13 protein-coding genes and 1 pseudogene are annotated in these 17,704 nt (G+C 47.5%); 1 reads left to right on the top strand and 13 read right to left on the bottom strand.

Going from position 1 to position 17,704, the window contains the following annotated elements:
• Positions 1-4 precede the first annotated feature (4 nt).
• From ACFPQ4_RS01760 to ACFPQ4_RS01750, 3 genes are all read right to left on the bottom strand, one after another.
• A complete protein-coding gene (locus tag ACFPQ4_RS01760; protein WP_378110004.1) occupies positions 5-1,342 on the bottom strand; it encodes an RNA polymerase sigma factor in 1,338 nt (445 codons plus the stop codon).
• A gap of 632 nt (positions 1,343-1,974) precedes the next feature.
• The gene (locus ACFPQ4_RS01755; protein ID WP_378110003.1) at positions 1,975-3,120 is read right to left on the bottom strand and encodes a serine hydrolase domain-containing protein; all 1,146 of its coding nucleotides are present in this window, start codon (positions 3,118-3,120) and stop codon (positions 1,975-1,977) included.
• 209 nt (positions 3,121-3,329) lie between these two features.
• Positions 3,330-5,351 (bottom strand): WG repeat-containing protein, encoded by a 2,022-nt coding sequence (locus tag ACFPQ4_RS01750; protein WP_378110002.1) that lies wholly within the window; start codon positions 5,349-5,351, stop codon positions 3,330-3,332.
• A 200-nt stretch (positions 5,352-5,551) separates the two neighbouring features.
• Between ACFPQ4_RS01750 and ACFPQ4_RS01745 the strand changes: the two genes are divergently transcribed.
• Positions 5,552-5,947 (top strand): hypothetical protein, encoded by a 396-nt coding sequence (locus ACFPQ4_RS01745; RefSeq protein ID WP_378110001.1) that lies wholly within the window; start codon positions 5,552-5,554, stop codon positions 5,945-5,947.
• A 94-nt stretch (positions 5,948-6,041) separates the two neighbouring features.
• On the opposite strand, the gene ACFPQ4_RS01740 is transcribed toward ACFPQ4_RS01745, so the two are convergent.
• From ACFPQ4_RS01740 to ACFPQ4_RS01695, 10 genes and pseudogenes are all read right to left on the bottom strand, one after another.
• A complete protein-coding gene (locus ACFPQ4_RS01740; protein ID WP_378110000.1) occupies positions 6,042-7,655 on the bottom strand; it encodes a bifunctional diguanylate cyclase/phosphohydrolase in 1,614 nt (537 codons plus the stop codon).
• 570 nt (positions 7,656-8,225) lie between these two features.
• Positions 8,226-8,807, bottom strand: a complete 582-nt coding sequence (locus ACFPQ4_RS01735) for a DUF5317 domain-containing protein (RefSeq protein WP_378109999.1) — start codon at positions 8,805-8,807, stop codon at positions 8,226-8,228.
• Positions 8,808-8,840: 33 nt separating this feature from the next.
• The gene (locus tag ACFPQ4_RS01730) at positions 8,841-8,996 is read right to left on the bottom strand and encodes a helix-turn-helix domain-containing protein (RefSeq protein ID WP_378109998.1); all 156 of its coding nucleotides are present in this window, start codon (positions 8,994-8,996) and stop codon (positions 8,841-8,843) included.
• A 336-nt stretch (positions 8,997-9,332) separates the two neighbouring features.
• Positions 9,333-10,883 (bottom strand): ABC-F family ATP-binding cassette domain-containing protein, encoded by a 1,551-nt coding sequence (locus ACFPQ4_RS01725; protein ID WP_378109997.1) that lies wholly within the window; start codon positions 10,881-10,883, stop codon positions 9,333-9,335.
• A gap of 612 nt (positions 10,884-11,495) precedes the next feature.
• A pseudogene (locus ACFPQ4_RS24775) lies at positions 11,496-11,753 on the bottom strand (CD3324 family protein); the annotation flags it as partial.
• A gap of 11 nt (positions 11,754-11,764) precedes the next feature.
• Positions 11,765-12,469 (bottom strand): phosphotransferase family protein, encoded by a 705-nt coding sequence (locus tag ACFPQ4_RS01715; RefSeq protein WP_378109995.1) that lies wholly within the window; start codon positions 12,467-12,469, stop codon positions 11,765-11,767.
• A gap of 192 nt (positions 12,470-12,661) precedes the next feature.
• Positions 12,662-14,248: an RNA polymerase sigma factor gene (locus ACFPQ4_RS01710; RefSeq protein ID WP_378109994.1), complete on the bottom strand. Its 1,587-nt coding sequence runs from the start codon at positions 14,246-14,248 to the stop codon at positions 12,662-12,664.
• Positions 14,249-14,396: 148 nt separating this feature from the next.
• Positions 14,397-15,542 carry a serine hydrolase domain-containing protein gene (locus tag ACFPQ4_RS01705; protein WP_378109993.1) on the bottom strand — a complete coding sequence of 382 codons (1,146 nt, stop codon included), beginning with the start codon at positions 15,540-15,542 and terminating at the stop codon, positions 14,397-14,399.
• 198 nt (positions 15,543-15,740) lie between these two features.
• Positions 15,741-16,835, bottom strand: coding sequence for a WG repeat-containing protein (locus ACFPQ4_RS01700; protein ID WP_378109992.1), 1,095 nt, complete (start codon positions 16,833-16,835; stop codon positions 15,741-15,743).
• Entirely contained in the window at positions 16,798-17,700 is a 903-nt protein-coding gene (locus ACFPQ4_RS01695) for a WD40 repeat domain-containing protein (RefSeq protein ID WP_378109991.1), read from the bottom strand. The genes ACFPQ4_RS01700 and ACFPQ4_RS01695 overlap by 38 nt, the downstream gene beginning before the upstream one ends.
• Between the last annotated feature and the right edge of the window lie 4 nt (positions 17,701-17,704).

The raw sequence follows: 17,704 nt of genomic DNA, 5'->3' as shown, positions 1-17,704 counted from the left end.
AAGGCTATTGTAGATTTCCCCTACTATTATACGTCTTTCCAGCGATGGCCAACACGGGCATTGTGAATAGTTCTTTCTTGAATACTGGAAAGTTCGGCGTACAAACCTCATCTTGCACATTTATGAAGCATCGTGCTACCAGATCGTGCATGATAGCCTGCTCGGCCGAACCGAGATCGGATAACTTCCGGTTGGCCCGAATTACGGATGCCAGGACGTTGACTTCATGGGATGACAGTTCACCTGCACGGTTCCACATGTCTTGCATGTCGATTTTATAGAACCACAACGCATCTTGCTTGCTTCCTGCGCCGTTATGTCCCGATTTAACGCTATACGGGTAGGCATACACTTCATACCCTACGATATCCCAATGACCGTCGTGAGGACGCATCGTATATCCATCGGACACACCATTCCGTCGTTGTACGTCCCGCGCCAAGTAGTCTACCGCCATGGGGATGAGTGTCCATAGAATAAAACTACGCTCCCAACGCCACCCGAACACCCTCACCAACTCCGGTAGCGTAGCATCCAGCAATTCAATCAACAGCGGCGCGAACTGCTCTGTCAACTCTTCCGCCCTATGAAAAATATCTCGCTGCATGTCGCGATCTACGATAATAAAGTCGGTCTCGAAACGCCCTTTTGCCACTTCCTTTAGCAGAGTGCCATCCTTGAGCAGATTGACCTCTTCCTCCATGTACGGCATCGAGATGCCGAGTTCGAGACTAAGTTCCTCAAGATTCAGCGGATTCCGGTAAGCGGCGAGCAAAATGTTCTTCGGAATAAGCCGTTGGATAAGCCGCCAAGGCGTACCGTCCTTGCCGTCCGGACCACTCTTACTGAAGTGTACGTCCTCTGCCTTAAAGCTGCGCAACCCGATTTCCCTTGCCATTTCGATCCCCTCCCGCATATTTTTGCGGCATTCGTGAAGTTTGCGTTTAACCGTCCCTTCAGGTAAACCGAGCCTCGTCGCAATGTCAGCGAGACGTTCACCCTCGAAGTAGTAGGCCACGACGATTTCACGGTAGCCGGAAGCAAGAAGCGACAACTCTCGCCGTAACAAAGCAAGATTCTCCCGAAGCAGCAGCTGTTCTTCCGCTGTCGCTTGCCCGTCGGGCACGTTGTCGAGCGGTGCTTCGCTGAAGACTGTGCCGTTGCGACGTTTTTTCTCTTTGGCCCACCTCGCATAGCGGTTTCGCGCAATCGTCCAAATCCATCGACTGAAGTCATCCGGTCGACTTCCTTTCGCGAGGCTTAGCAACGCTTGGGAGGCGATGTCCTGAGCCAAATCTTCCGCATCGTGTTTCCTCACGCAAGTCAGCCAAAGCCAAAACACGAATACACAAACCCCTTAAACTTCTTAGCGTTTGCTTTGGTTTGGTCGGCTTGCTGCTGCTTTGCTTGCCGCCGCCTTTTCCCGTAGTGCCAATGCCTGCGTGTGCTTTTCCCCGTTCTGTTGGAAAGCCTGTTCGTGGTTTTGTTGATCGCGCTGAAGCTGATGTGCTTGCAGTGTTCCATAGTGCATGCTTCGGGCCCACAGCTGACTCAGCTCTGCGCAAATTCAAGCTCGCTCGTCGCAATCTTCGCACGTGCTGTAAAGGGCACGTTCTTCTTCTACAGGCCGTTTTCGCCGGAGCGATCAACACCCGCCATACTAAGCGATGAGAAACTGGTCAATAACAGCAACAAGACGAGAGTAACAACCAACCATTTTGTACGATGAATAAATAATAACATTTGGATTCTCCTTTTTGATTTATTGGTCTAACATTCCTCGGGACATAGCAGAGCCTGCTTATGTTGCAAAATCCGCATAGGCTTCAATATTCTCAACTATAAGTCTTAATGAAAAAAATTAACCTACCCAAATGGGTAGGTTTTCCAAAAAAATAAAGTGGGTAGTTCAGCAAATTTCTCAGGTATTTAAAATCAGGATTGAGGAAATTGGGGTTCGGATATCATTGATTGTCACCACAAGCTAGCGTAAGCGTAATTGCGCACCGAGCCGTGCCAGCGATACCACGGCGATCCGCCCTCCTGCTGCGCATAGAACAGCGTAATTTCGGCATCCGGATCGATGACGACGTAACAGCCGCGAGCGCCATCCCAGCCGAACTCGCCCTTCATGCTGAGCGCATTGTTGTCCTCTGGATTGACCAACGTGCGCACGCCGAGTCCGTAGCTGTAGCCGCTTTTACTCACGCCGCCAAAACGCGCAAAATCTTGCTGCGCTTCGCCATACAGCCGCCGTGTACGCATATCGTTCACCGTCTCTGGCCGCAGGATGCGCTCCCCGTTGGGTGCAAGCCCATAATTGCAGAGCGCTTCGGCGAACAAAATATAGTCCGGAACGGTCGAATACAGTCCGCCGCCTCCGCTCTCGTACGCCCGCCCGGGCTTCAAGTTGAACGACTCCCCGATGCTTTCCGCCTTGTGCGTCTTGCCGTTGAACTGATTGTACAGCTTCGCGAACCGCTTCTCGTCCTTCAAGTCGAAGGAAGTATCCGTCATCCCGATCGGATCGAAAATATAGTCCCGCATATACGCGCTAAGTTTCTTACCTGATACCACCTCAATAACCGCGCCTAACACATCGTGACAGACGGTGTATTTAAAGCGCGTTCCCGGCTCGAACAGCAACGGCTCCTTCGCCAGCGCTCGGATCACATCCAGCGTCCGGCCTTCACCGCCCGACGCCTCGATGACGCTCCGCGCCTCCGGCGTGTCATAACGCTCGATGCCGGCCGTCATGCTGAACAGATGCTCGATCGTAATCGGCGTAATCGCGGGTCGAAATTCTTGCGTACCGTCCGGCAACTCATTACGCACGGTCATATGCTCAAATTCCGGAATATACGCGTACAGCGGATCACTGAGCTTTACTTGGCCCGACTCGACCAACTGCAGCATCGCCGTGCATGTAATGACTTTGGTCGCGGAGTACAACCGGAATATCGTCTCCGGGCCGAACGCGATCCGATTGTCCACGTCGGCATAGCCGGTATAATGCTCGAACACCGGCTCATGCTTGTAGTACATCGCCAGTCCGACGCCGGGGATGTTCTTCTCTTCGTAAAACCGATCCAAGTAAGCTGTCAGCTTATTGAAATTCATGATGTGCCTCCTCCAATACAATCCGACTCATAAGTCTCACTCTTATCATAGAATCTGGATCGCAAATTGGAATGAGACAATTCGATACTAACTAGTCTGAATTTAGCGCAACGGTCGGCTTGCGCGGACAACGTGAGCCGCTAGTTAATCGCCATGCGTGGCGCAAAAAAAGAAGAGGCCGGAGCGATCCGGTCTCTTCCCATGTAATATTATAGCTTCAGCAGCGTAATATAGCCCCACTTGCCATCTATCTTCGCTGCTGCAAGTCCTTCGCTGAACGATTGGATATCTTCGTATACCGGCTCTACAACCACTTTGCCTGTTTTCGTTATGATACCGGATTTGCCTCCCGTAGTCACGATGCCCCATCCGTCTACAAAATTCACAGAATCATAGTCTTTCGTAATAAGTACCCCATTCAGATTGTAAACGGCCGTCTTGCCGCCGTTCGTTCCGGCCGTCGCATAGTCATCGAATGACCAATGATTAACCGAATCATAAACTACGGGGACGATCACTTTGCCGGTCAGATTGACGAGTCCGAACTGATTTCCCTTTTTCACCTGAATAAAACCGACGACCTTCTCATCCTTGAATTCTACATCGATATCGTCATAGATCGGAAGCAGGAGCTGTTTGCCCGTATTATCGATAAGCCCTTTCTTCCCAGCCTTCTCCGTAATCGCAAACCGCTGATCTTTACCCATAAACTCTTGAACATAGCTCAGCTCCGGCTTGATGAGTACCTGCCCCTTCGCATTGAGCAGTCCCCATCCCCAATTGCCCGATATAACGGACGATACGCGGAATAGACCATTCGCGATCCGATCTATTCGATCATAAGCAGGCTTGGTAATTACTTTTCCCGTCTTATCGATCAGACCAACCTTATGGCTCTTAGAGATCATTGCTACTCCGCCACGGAATTGAATGTCAACGCCGCTGAAAGAACGATCGTACTCGAACTGCGGTTTAATGGCTTCCTTGCCCTGCTTATTGATATAGCCCAGCTTGTTCTTCGTAATTACCGGGGCTAAACCATCTCTGAAATCGAATGCCTCGTCATACTTTGGCTGGACGATTACTTTACCGGCTGCGTCAATAAAGCCCCATTTACCGTCTTTGTCGCCGCCTTTTCGTACTGCAGCCATACCTTCATTGAACGCTCCGACGCTTGAGTATACAGGCTTAGCGACGAGCATGCCGCTTTTATTATAAAAACCGTAAGAATAGTTGTTATCGGAACTGCGAACAGTCACTTTGAAAAATCCCGATTCCTGCTTTTCTATATTGTAGTATTGCACAGCAGCAATTTCCTTGCCCGTACGATTAATGAGCCCGTACTTGCCCCCTTTATTAACAATCGACACGCCGCTGTCGTTGAATCCCAGCGCGTAATCATATTTGGGAGGGACGATTTCTTTGCCGGATTTATTAATGAGCCCGGTTTTATCCGCTCGATCTACGAGAGCCGTGCTGCCGACAAACTTGGTGGCATCATCGTATTTGGGCGGTATAACCTCTTTGCCGCTTGCATTAATATAGCCTATTTTCTTGTTCTTGCTGACGGCAGCTAAGCCTTCAGAGAAGTTGTCAATCCAATCGTAAGCAACCGGAGTAAGGAATTTACCCGATTTATCGATAAGTGCCATCTTGGCGTTTTGTTTGACAACAGCTAGTCCACCAACAAAGTCTGAAGTATAGTCAAATTCCGGCTTCAACACCTCAACGCCCGCTTTATTCACAAGGCCGTATTTGTCATTCAACTCCACTTCAATAAGACCGACGTCGTTTACGAGTCCCCTCTTATCCTCGATGCGATCGTATTTAGGCGCTACGACTACTTTGCCGGTTACATCAATAAGACCATACTTGTTGTCTAGGATGATAGCTAGTCCATTCTCAAAATCCCCAATGTAACTATACACCGGTACGACGATCTCTTTGCCTGTGCGATCGATAAGTCCATGTTTTTCGTCTTTGACGACTTCGGCTAGTCCATGCTCATTGAAGCGTTCAATGTCATCATAGCGGGGGGATACGATAAGCTTGCCCGTCTTGTCGATTAATCCCCATCCTCCATCGCTTTTGACAGCGGCCGTACCGGAATCGAATGAGCGCACTTCTTCATACTGAGGCTGGATGGCAAATGACGTCGTTGCTGCTTGTGCCGGTGCAGCCATACTAAGGAATAATGCTGAAGTGAGTGCGATAGAAGCTGCTGTTTTCATGTCATCCTCGCTTTTCGTCTGTAATATTTTATAAGATTACATAATTATACTATGCTTTCTAGAGCATGGCCTGGTAATATAATCCATTTAATTAGAGAAGTATGTCCAATCCAATAGCGCTAATTAATCGCCGAACCTAAAGCTAGGCTAATGCATAGCATGAGAGGAAGTAATCATATGGATTCTCGGAGGTAATGTTAATGGCTGATCAAATGCCGGAAACTAAGTATCAAGTACTTTATCAATCAGATTCTAATAAAGCATCCACTTTAAAATCAATTCGCGATCGCGTACACCAGATTTGCAGCACGCACGTAAATCGATTGGTTCGTGTTCAGACATTGGATGGCCATACCTACGAGGGCGTAATTGTTCACACGGATGGCCAACACGTTCGTTTAATGGTTTCAGCCCCATCCGGGCACCGCTTTTTTGGCCCCGGTTTTGGCTTTGGCGGCCCTGGCTTTGGTGGTCCTGGCTTTGGTGGTCCTGGCTTCGGCGGTCCTCCTTTTTTTGGACCTAGCGCCGCTGCTAGCGAAGCTGCCATTCTCACTCTGGTTCTCTTCGAGCTACTTGTAATCGTTTTATTGCTATAAAAATTCCCCAGCCCTTCTTATCTCCCTATTGATTTCGGCGTAAAACTAAGGGCCGTGAAGGCACCAACTTATGGTGTCTCCCGGCCCTTAGTTATCACGCCCCAGGAGCATGATCGATGCCTCTTTTTAGTTCGATGTAACGGACAAAATAACCGACAAGCTCCGGATCAAATTGCGTACCGGAACATGCTCGCAGCTCCTGAAGGGCTTCTACGAACGACTTTGTTTTCTGGTAAGGCCGTTCGGTTGTCATCGCATCAAAGGAATCTATGATGCACAACATGCGAGCAAGCCGGGGAATTTCAATATTTTTCAAACCATAAGGATAACCTTTGCCATCGTATCTCTCATGATGCAGCTCAACTAACGGCACCAAATCCTTGTACTTGTCCGTTACCATCACGATTTCCTTGCCCCATTGAACATGTTTCTTAACGATTTCCCATTCTTCGTTCGTTAGCTTCGTCTTCTTATTCAGAATATCTCGAGGGATTTCCAATTTTCCGATATCATGGATCAATGCTCCCAGAACTAATAACCGGCGATCTGCCTCATTGAGTTCTAAGACATCAGCCATATCCACCGCATAGGAGAAGACGCGTTTTGAGTGCTTAAACGTATAGACATCTTTAGATAGAAAAATTTTGATATGTTGCTCGATCTCATTAATATCGTGTTCCAGTCTCTGAGGAATTTCGCTCTCCTCACCATAGATGCAAACTGTGTTTTTCCCTTTTGACTTCGCTTTGTAGAGCGCACGGTCCACACAATCTATCAATTGGGACTTGTCATAGGTGTCCTTGTGGAAAGCCATAACTCCTGCCGAAAAGGAAACGCAACCATGAGGGAGAACTTCCACCCCCTCGAAGGGAGTATCGTTGATTTTCTTCCTTAGCTTATCGATAAAATCCTTGGCTGAATCACTTGCGAATCCTGGCATGATGATCGAAAATTCTTCTCCCCCATAACGGGCAGCGAATAATTGAAGAGGCTCACATTCTTCTTTAATAAACTGTCCGAAGAAAGCCAGAAGCCGATCCCCTTGCGGGTGGCCATAAGCATCGTTATATTTTTTGAAATCATCTAGGTCGATCATCACCAAAGACAAGTCTGAATCCTTTTCCCTGGCCTGTTTCATATATTCATCCAGCTTTTCCTCGAAGTAGCTGTGGCTATAGAGGCCTGTTCGCTGGTCTGTATTCGCTTTTGCACTCATTTCGTGGTACATCTTGAACAGTTGCCGGAACGCGTGGGATAGCAGCATTGCAATGGCTAAAAATAAAAACAATCCGAAAGTATTTGCGTTATTGATTAGAATCACGAGAGCGATGGAGAGGAGTAAGGTGCTTAAATAAGCAAACATGGCATCCTTCAGAATTGCTTTTATAATTTCATATAATACCCCTTTATATAATAGAAAGTAATAGAATCCAACAAGGAATACGTTTGTTAAGAAATAAACGGCTAGAGCAATCATATAAGCATATAAATTCTTACTATCGAATAATCCGGTATTCCCTCCAAAAAGGTGGTACGCAGCACTGGCTCCAGTTATCATGATCGTATAATTTGAGAAGTTGAACAGATGCTTCCACCATCTCATCGAACGATTATACAGTATGGATATTATCGAACTAATTAACAATACAAATAGAGAAAACCCCGCACCGAATATAAAAACAGCAGCCAAAAAAATGGATGAGTCCATAGACTGCTGGTTTCCCTGGGGGGGGAGCCGGAATGTAAAATAATCTAAAATTCGAACAGAAACAACGAGTGCATAGATCATGACCCAATCCGTAAGTGAATAGGACCGGAAAGATAGAATGACACTTGAAACAAACAGGATCGCACCAGCCAGACAAATTAGTAACACATAGGTATAACTGGGTTGACGTAACTGACCTATGTACCTACGAGCGACTCCCATTATGATTTCAAACCTTTCATTAGCGCTATCAAAAATGTTATAGGGAAACAGGATCCCTGTTTCCCCTAAGTGAATTATTTAATCACCGACTTTGAAACCAGATGTAAGGGAGATAATTACAGAACCAACAATGATTGCGTTAATGAGAATGCGAGTGATTTTAATACCTTCTAATTTTTTCATATGTATTAGCCCCTTTTAATATTAGTCGCCGACTTTGAATCCAGACGTTAGTGCGATTACAACGGAAGCTACGATAAGCGCGTTAATAAGAATGCGAGTGATTTTGATTCCTTCTAATTTTTTCATTGGGACCAAGCTCCTTTTCAATTGGATTTAGAATGTATTTTATTTTGCCTTGGCAAAGGATGTACTTAATTTGTGAGCCAACAAAGCATGCTGCAGATAAATGAAGATGCCGAAGTTCATAATCACATCACCGATGCTGATGACTAAGCTTCTTGGGTACGGCAGCGTAAGCGGAATAATGTCCCCTAGAAACGGCAGCAATGTTGAATCCGTTAACAGTTCGTGCTTAGTTGTGATCGACTCGCCATTCAGCGTATCCGCATAATTCGGATCTAATACAGCGATCGCATCTATGGAAACCGGCATCTTGCCTCCGTTCGCCAACATGACGATAAAGTTAAGCGCAACACCGGCAAAGATCCACCAAAATCCTCGTTCCTTTCGATTCAACCACAGCATGTAAAGCCCCGCTACATAAACGACCATGAACATGTAACCGTTATAATCTTCAATGACCTGAACGTTATCATGCAGGGAGTATAGCCCGAATTGAATCAGGAGAAGCACCGGAAAAATCCATCCCCCGCGAATTCGAATCTGCGAGAGAGCCATCAGGCCATTACGCCAACCGGCACGAATCCATCCTACAACAAGCCCGATCACGATACCGTCGTAAACCATTTTGGCAAATCCCTTCGAACGTCTTGAAGTAGGTTAGACAACCGCTTTTTGAATGCCAGGCTTCGGTTGACTCTTATTGAGGATGTAAGTCTTCCCGAACTTGCGACAGATAACCTTTCCTTCACGACATAACCGTTTTACATGGTCTTGATGAACTCCCCAAAGCTTGGATGCTTCCTCAGTAGACATAATCTCGTTCAGTGGGTTAATACGGCTTCCTCCTCCTTCATTGAAAAGAGGGAAATCTAGCAAATGAATTTTGCAACTAGCAATTACAGGAAATTCTCTTTTCTAGCTAGATTATATGATGTCCGACACCGGACGTCAATATATTTTATTATTTCTTATCCTTAATTATATTCTCGTAATAATATCCATTTACCTGTTGAACCGCCCAAGGGACGCCTGTTGACTCCGTGTTAACTTCGAGGCACAAAAAATACATCGTCGGGACGCATGAGGCGCATGGCGATGTATTTAATGTATTCATATTGCTATATGTCTCTCGGTTATTCTCAATCTCCTCTAACTCTGCATGGACCAGGCTTCTACATCCCACGTTTTCGTTACCCAATCCTCATAGAACTCAGGCTCGTGAGAGACGAGAACGACTGTACCCTTATAGGCTTGTAAAGCTCGCTTCAGCTCGGCTTTAGCGACGATGTCCAAATGGTTCGTCGGCTCATCAAGCAGAATCCAGTTGCTTTCTTGCATCATCAGCTTGCAAAGACGAACCTTCGCCTGCTCTCCGCCGCTAAGCTGATTAAGAGGGCGCGTAATATGCTCGTTCTTGAGACCGACGCGGGCAAGCGCTCCCCGCACCTCGGACTGGTTCATGAAGGAAAACTCATCCCATACGTCCTCCAGCGGAGTCATCGTTGGGGCCTTAGCCTCTTGCTCGAAATAAGCCGGAGATAGATAATCGCCCTGATACGTCTGGCCTTCCAGCGGAGGAATAACGCCCAGAATCGTCTTCAGGAGCGTTGATTTGCCGACGCCGTTGCAGCCTGCGATGGCAATCTTATCGCCTCGCTCGACGACCATGTTCATCTTGGGCAGAAGCGGCCTATTGTAGCCGATCACCATTCCCTCTGTTTCAAATACGGTCTTGCCGCTTGGTCTGGATTCTTTAAAATTAAAGGTCGGCTTGGCCGCTTCCTCCGGCTTGTCGATGCGTTCTACCTTGTCGAGCTGCTTCTCGCGGCTCTTCGCGCGTCCGGAAGTGGAAGCTCGCGCCTTGTTTTTATTAATGAATTCCTCTTGCTTCTTAATATATTCCCTTTGCTTCTCGTAGGAATCGAGATGCTGCGCTTTGTTCAGTTCAGCCATCTCCAGAAACTTCTCGTAATTGGCCGAGTAACGCGTCATCTTCGTAAATTCAAGATGATAGATAACGTCTACGATCTGATTCATGAAGCCCGTATCATGAGAAATAAGAACGAATGCATAGGGATATTTTTTCAAATAATTCGTCAGCCAGTTAATATGCTCTTCATCCAAGTAGTTCGTCGGCTCATCCAGCAATAAGACGCCCGGCTTCTCAAGCAGCAGCTTGGCAAGCAGAACCTTCGTACGCTGTCCGCCGCTAAGCGCCGTGACGTCGCGGTCAAGCCCGATCGCATTAAGGCCTAAGCCATATGCCATTTCATCGACCTTCACGTCGATTAAATAGAAGTCGCCGATTTCAAGCGCCTCTTGAATCTCTCCCATACGCACCAGAAGTTGATCCAACGTATCCGGATCGGCATCGCCCATCTGCGCAGCAACATCGTTAAGCTCTTGTTCTAATACGAGTAAAGGCAAGAACGCATCCTTCAACACGTCTCGGATAGTTTTACCTGCTTCCAGCTTCGTATGCTGATCCAAGTAACCGTAGTGAACATTAGGCGTCCACTCCACCTTACCTTCGTCCTTCAACAACTTGCCCGTCAAAATGTTCATAAGCGTAGATTTTCCCGTTCCGTTCGCACCGACCAACCCGACATGCTCTCCCTCATTCAATCGGAAAGACACATTCTTGAACAATACCCGATCGCCGAACGAGTGCGATAAGTCTTCAACCGTCAACAAACTCATTTTCTATATCTCCATTCATTATGCACCGAAATATAAACTTCAAATCTCTCGATTATCCGAATCATTGTAACACATAAACGTTCCATCCATGTTTTACCTGATAGGCTGGAGCCTCGACTTCATGCCACAAAAAATACAGAGCTACGGCAATTAAATCCCTGCGCTCTGTATTCCTGTTCATGCTTTTCCGACGAAAAACAAAACCGTGCCGTAAAACTTCATAAAGCGTTTATAATCTGCATTTTCCCTCAATACGACGATGGACGGATAAGCGTTTACCTTGCGCTGTTTTAACGCGGCAAACAGCTCTTTCTGTTCCGTGCAATAAAATTTGCCCTGCTCATACTGGATCAAGAGCGGTGGGCCTTCGAATAGATGATCTTGGTCTTCCTGGCGCCGGTTTTCCTCGATTCCATCCGTTTGAATAAGACGCAAAGGGAACTTAACGACGCCGAAATAGAGATGATCCTTTCCCAACTCACGAGTATCGGGCTCAGCCTTTCGGGTGAACTGCTGATAGCATTGAATCCATTCCTCGAGAATTCCGGCGCTCGCATATTGGACAGCCGAATCGATCGTCGGCGCATACGCCGCGTAACCGTTATTATTTTTCTTCGAGTAAATAATCTTCTTGATAGAATCGAGCGATAAAAAGTATTCGTCCGCGAGTTCCGATACCGTGAGCCCATGGGCGTACTTGTTGCGGATCATTCGATTGCGTCTGTGCAATTGATCCCGGTACCCCGAGGCTTCGCCCCAAGCCCTCTTCTCATCCCCGGAAGGAACGTATATAAGCTTGCCCGACACGTATTTCTGAAGCTCTCTCAGCAACTCTTCCGGGAGGATATCGCCGGCATTCTCGTATTTCATGCGATCACCATCTATAGGGCGTAGATTCGATCTTTCAGCTCGGTCATGGACTTCATGATGGATGTGCAGGACTCCTCATCGTCAATCGATGCATGCCAACGCAAACCGTCAAGTCCTTTGCAATACGCCGTGCATAAATATCTTTCTTTGAAATCCGGAATCACGATGCCCCGCTTCTCGCAATACTGGACGAACAACTCCGGTATGCGAAGATATGGCTTATTTAAGTCCATAATCGCGATGTCCGTAAGGAAGTCGCCGATGCCGGCGAACGTCCAATCGGGGAACCCGACCGTTGTTTTGCCGTCCGTGATCATATTGACGAAGAACGTAAATTCATTGATTAAATAACGATGTCCCTCGCAATAAGGAATCCGGTCTTCCATCTCTTTGTAGTAATGCTCGAAGAACTCCCGCTTCAAGAGCGTAGTATCGAACATTTCCCTCCAATTATACCAGTACCCTTCCTTATGTTCAGCGAAGTTGTCGATTAAGTGTTCCCGATAGGTCGCGTGCTCCGTTTTACATTCCTCATTGAAGTTGCCATAACCTTCAATGCCCGATATGTCCGATGCATGGATCTCGAGGACCTTATCGAAAAACAATTCGTGGCAGTCCCAGAACTGCTCCGGGGTCAGTTGATCGGCCACGAATCCGTTCGGCGTCATGTCGACCTTGTCGGACAGTATGGATCTTAGAATAATATCTCTGCTCATTGGATCATCTCCTCATATGCTTTGTTGGTAACAGCATCAGGCGCGCAACTGATTTAAGTTCATCATAGCGCTGGAGATGGTTGGAAAATAGGCCGTCTATATTTTAAAAATAACTTTGCATATCGGTCAGATTAGATGTGAGTAAATCTCTCTCATCGTGCTCTGTATTAAAGTCCCTTGCTCTCCGGTGTTTTAACTCAATATCATATACATGGCAATCGTGCTTTTAATCGGCTCCTTCGGCAACTTGATATATCCTTTTTCCAAAGCATACTGCAGGCTCATCATTCGCATGGTATAAAGGAATTCGCCGGATACGAACTTCAACTGCTCGGTCAGTCTGGCTGGTACATCCCGTCCAACTACAGCGTATATTGTCTTGTAAAAGGCGTCCATCTCCGCCTGTAAATGCATGTATTGCGGAAGGTTGGCTAGATGACTTACCTGAGCAAATATATCTTTCTTGAATACTGGAAAGTTTGGCGTAAAAACCTCATCCTGCAGATTTACGAAGCATCGAGCTCCAAGTTCCTGCATGACATCCTGCTCGGCCGAACCGAGATCGGATAACATACGCTTATCCCTTATCACGGAGGCCAGGACGCCCACCTCATGGGATGACAGTTCGCCTGCACGGTTCCACATGTCTTGCATGTCAATTTTATAGAACCACATCGTGTTTTGTTTGCTTCCTGCGCCGTTATGACCTGATTTAACGCTATACGGGTAGGTATACATTTCATACCCTACCATATCCCAGTGACCGTCGTGAGGACGCATCGTATATCCATCGGGTACTCTATTCCGACGTAGCACTTCCCGCGCTACGAAATCTACCGCCATCGGGATGAGTGTCCACAAAATAAAGCTACGCTCCCAACGCAACTCGAATGCCCGCTCTAGCTCCGGTAGCGCAGCATCCAGCATTTCAATTAACAGCGGTGCAAACTTCTCTGCCACCTCTTCCGCGCTTATAAAAATATCACGCTGCATGTCCCGATCTACGATAATAAAGTCGGTCTCGAAACGTCCTTTTGCCACTTCCTTTAGCAATGTGCCGTTTTTGAGCAGATTGACCTCTTCCTCCATGTACGGCATCGAGATGCCGAGCTCTAGACTAAGTTCCTCCATGTTCAGTGGATTCCGGTAAGCGGCGAGCAGAATGTTCTTCGGAATAAGACGTTGGATAAGTCGCCAAGGCGTACCGTCCTTGCCGTCTGGACCGCTCTTGCTAAAGTGTACGTCCTCTGCCTTAAAGCTGCGCAATCCGATTTCCCTTGCCATTTCGATCCCCTCCCGCATGTTCTTGCGGCATTCGTGAAGTTTGCGTTTAACCGTCCCTTCAGGCAAACCGAGCCTTTTCGCAATGTCAGCGAGTCGTTCACCCTCGAAGTAGTAGGCCACGACGATTTCGCGGTAGCCGGAAGCCAGAAGCGACAACTCTCGCCGTAACAAAGCAAGATTCTCCCGAAGCAGCAGCTGGTTTTCCGCTGTCGCTTGCCCGTCCGGCATGTTGTCATGCGGTACTTCGCTGAAGACTATGCCGCTACGACGTTTCTTTTCTTTGGCCCACCTTGCATAGCGGTTTCGTGCAATTGTCCAGAGCCATCGACTGAAGTCATCCGGTCGACTTCCTTTCGCGAGGCTGAGCAGCGCTTGGGAGGCAATGTCCTGAGCCAAATCTTCTGCATCGTGTTTGCTTCCCGTCTTCTTCAACGCGAAGTAATAAAGCTTCTCTAAGTACTCACGTTGAATAGTCTTGGCTATCGTATCCGGCACGCAAGCTTCACCTGCCTTTCATCTCAATAGTGTCGATAATGGCAGGATGGTTCGGAAATGACAAAAAAATTTAGAACTCACTTTTGAGACGCTGATCTACGTAATCATTTATGGTTGATTCTTTAGCGCTGACCATATTAATCTGATGTCACCACACGCTAGCATACGCGTAATTGCGCACCGAGCCGTGCCAGCGATACCACGGCGATCCGCCCTCCTGCTGCGCATAAAACAATGTGATCTCGGCATCCGGATCGATGACGACGTAGCAGCCGCGAGCGCCGTCCCAGCCGAACTCGCCCTTCATGCTGAGCGCGTTGTTATCCTCGGGATCGACCAAAGTACGCACGCCGAGTCCGTAGCTGTAGCCGCTCTTGCTCACGCCGCCGAATCGGGCAAAATCCTCCTGCGCCTCGCCGTACAGCCGCCGCTTGCGCAGATCGTTCACCGTCTCTGGCCGCAAGATGCGCTCCCCGCTCGGCGCAAGACCATAATTGCAAAGCGTTTCGGCGAACAGCACATAGTCCGGCACGGTCGAATATAGTCCGCCGCCACCGCTCTCGTACGCTCGCCCAGGCTTCAAGTTAAACGACTCCCCGATGCTTTCCGCCTTGTGCGTCTTGCCGTCGAACCGATTGTACAGCTTCGCGAACCGCGCCTCGTCCTTCAAGTCGAAGGAAGTATCCGTCATCCCGACCGGACCGAATATATGGTCCTGCATATACGCGCTAAGCTTCTTGCCCGTTACTACCTCAATGACCGCGCCTAACACATCGTGACAGACCGTGTATTTGAAGCGCGTTCCCGGCTCGAACAGCAGCGGCTCCTTCGCCACCGCCCGGATTACATCGAGCGTTTGGCCTTCGCCGCCTGACGCCGCAATAATGCGCCGCGCTTCCGGCGTGTCGTAACGCTCGATGCCGGCCGTCATGCTAAGCAAATGCTCGATCGTAATCGGCGCAGTCGCCGGCCGAAGCTCTTGCGTACCGTCCGGCAGCTGATGGCGCACGGTCATATGCTCATACTCCGGAATATACGCATGCAGCGGATCGCTGAGCTTAACTCGGCCCGACTCAACCAATTGCAGCATAGCCGTACATGTAATGACTTTGGTCGCGGAGTACAACCGGAATATCGTATCAGGACCGAACGCGATTCGATTGTCCACGTCCGCATAGCCGGTATAATGCTCGAACACCGGCTCGTGCTTGTAGTACATCGCCAGTCCGACGCCGGGGATGTTCTTCTCTTCATAGAACCGTTCCAAGTAAGCTGTCAGCTTATCGAAATTCATACTTTGCCTCCTCTAATACAATCCGACGGATAGGTCTAACTCCTATCATAGAATCTGAATTGTAAATTGGAATGAGGCAAAGCGATATTAAGTAGTTGGGATTTGGCGTAACGCGTCGTGAATGAGAATACTTGCTGGAGTCGGTAGATATGAAAAACCACCGCTAGGGTCTACGGACCCCTGCGATGGCTTATATGTTTAGTAATACGAATACTCGCTGGGCGTAAAATCAACCGTACTACTCCAAACGACCTTACCCGTCAGATCAATATAACTATAAATTCGGGTCCAGTCGTTCTCATCATAGTAGACGGAAGCAAGCCCATTTTTAAAGGGCGATATAGAGGTGAATTGGGGCCTCGTAATAAAACTTCCTCTCTTGTCGATAAAGCCCCACATCCCTTCTACCCGAACGCCAGCTGCTCCTTCCGAAAAACGCGTATAATAATCCGAGTGGTTTTTCACCATGAAATCGTTATGTGGCGTCGTAAACGCGATTTGGCCGCTTTTATCGATATAGGCCGGTTTATCGTCGTGTACCACATAAGCTAATCCATCCGAAAAATCTCCTGCAAAATCAAATTGCGGGTTGATCGCAAGAGAGCCGTCCGCCTTGCGATAATATCCCCATTTACCTTTCGATTTAACTGCAGCCAGACCCTCACAATGCGACCGCACGTCATCAAAAGTCGGTTTTTCGACCCAATCGCCTGATTTATTGATTAATCCCCACTTACCATCGACCATCGCGCCAGCCATACCCCTCGAAAAGTCCCGTGCATCATCGAACTTAGGTTGAATAATGACTTTTCCGCGAGTATCGATATAGCCTGAACGAATGGTTGATTGAAGACTTGAATAGTCCCTATGAGTAATCCTTGCTAAGCCTTCAGAAAACGGCTCGACGGAGTTAAAATCCACTTCGAAAGGTTTTTTACCCATTGTGTCTACAAAGTAGGACTGGTGATAGAAATCATCCGTTTCGGTAATCATCGCTAAACCGTCTCTAAACGGATCAGCGTCGATCTGACAGATACTAATATTTTCTATTGTGAATTTTAGTTTTCCGTCGAGACCAATAAACCCCTTCTCTCCTCTAAAATTGCTTTCTACATAGGCGAGCCCTTCCGAGAACTCTCGTGCGTTTTTAAATTTGGATTCAATAACGACCTGACCATGAACATTAATATAACCAAAGGATGATCGGCCGGTTTGAATCGGAAACAGGTAAGACATCTTTTTTGCCCCCAGATGATCAGATTTGACAGTAATAAATGCCATCGTCAGACGCAATGGCCACATACTTCCCGTCCGGAGAAAACCTAACCCCCGAACATGATTGTTTGCCCGCCTTGAAGCTTGTCTTTTCGTTACCCTCCAAATCGTATATATAAACGTTAGGATCGTCCCTGAAAGATTGGCCGACGGCAGCGAGCGAAACGCTCGAAACATCAAGCGCATTAACGGGATACAGGCTTGCCTTCAAAGATTTTAAGAGTAAGCCGTCTTTCGTTCTCCACCAAAGAATATCGCCGTTATCGTTGCCAGTAAGCAGAGTAGCTCCGTCCTTAGTAAAGGCGATCGATCTTGCCGGACTTGAATGATCATGCTTGAAAGCATGCTCCAGCTCGCCTTTAGATAAATCGTACAACCTAGTGTATCTATTCCCATTGCAGAGAAGATACTCTCTCGATTCGCCGATATGAAATTTCAATTGCGTAGCTTTACTTTCTATGGATTCAGAGTATGGAATGATATAGAACTCTCTTAACTCTTGTCCTGTTTGAATATCGAATACTTTTATGGACTCGCTATAGGTATGTATTAGAAAACGAGTTGAATCGGGCGTAAAATAAATATTTTTGACGGCATACTTATGAACATTTAGATCCTGATATACAATGCGATTCGTTGCTAATTCGAAAATCTTGATCTCCGATGGAGTGTTAAAGCCTTTTTCATACTGTCCTACATATTTAAAATTTTTTGAAATGCTATTGATTTTCCCGAGGTCTCTCACCAACTCTTTGGATTCCATGTTCCAGATCATTACCCCACGAGTAAACGACGCCACTAACCAATTATTAGATGAAAAAATAAATTCTTTGAATGTCCCTTTTTCGAGTGCGTTAATTGGAAAACGCCGTACTAACCTCATTCCC

The sequence above is a fragment of the Cohnella yongneupensis genome, from assembly GCF_042655785.1.
Lineage (GTDB): Bacteria > Bacillota > Bacilli > Paenibacillales > Paenibacillaceae > Cohnella > Cohnella yongneupensis.
This window is presented reverse-complemented; position numbering and strand designations above follow the sequence as displayed.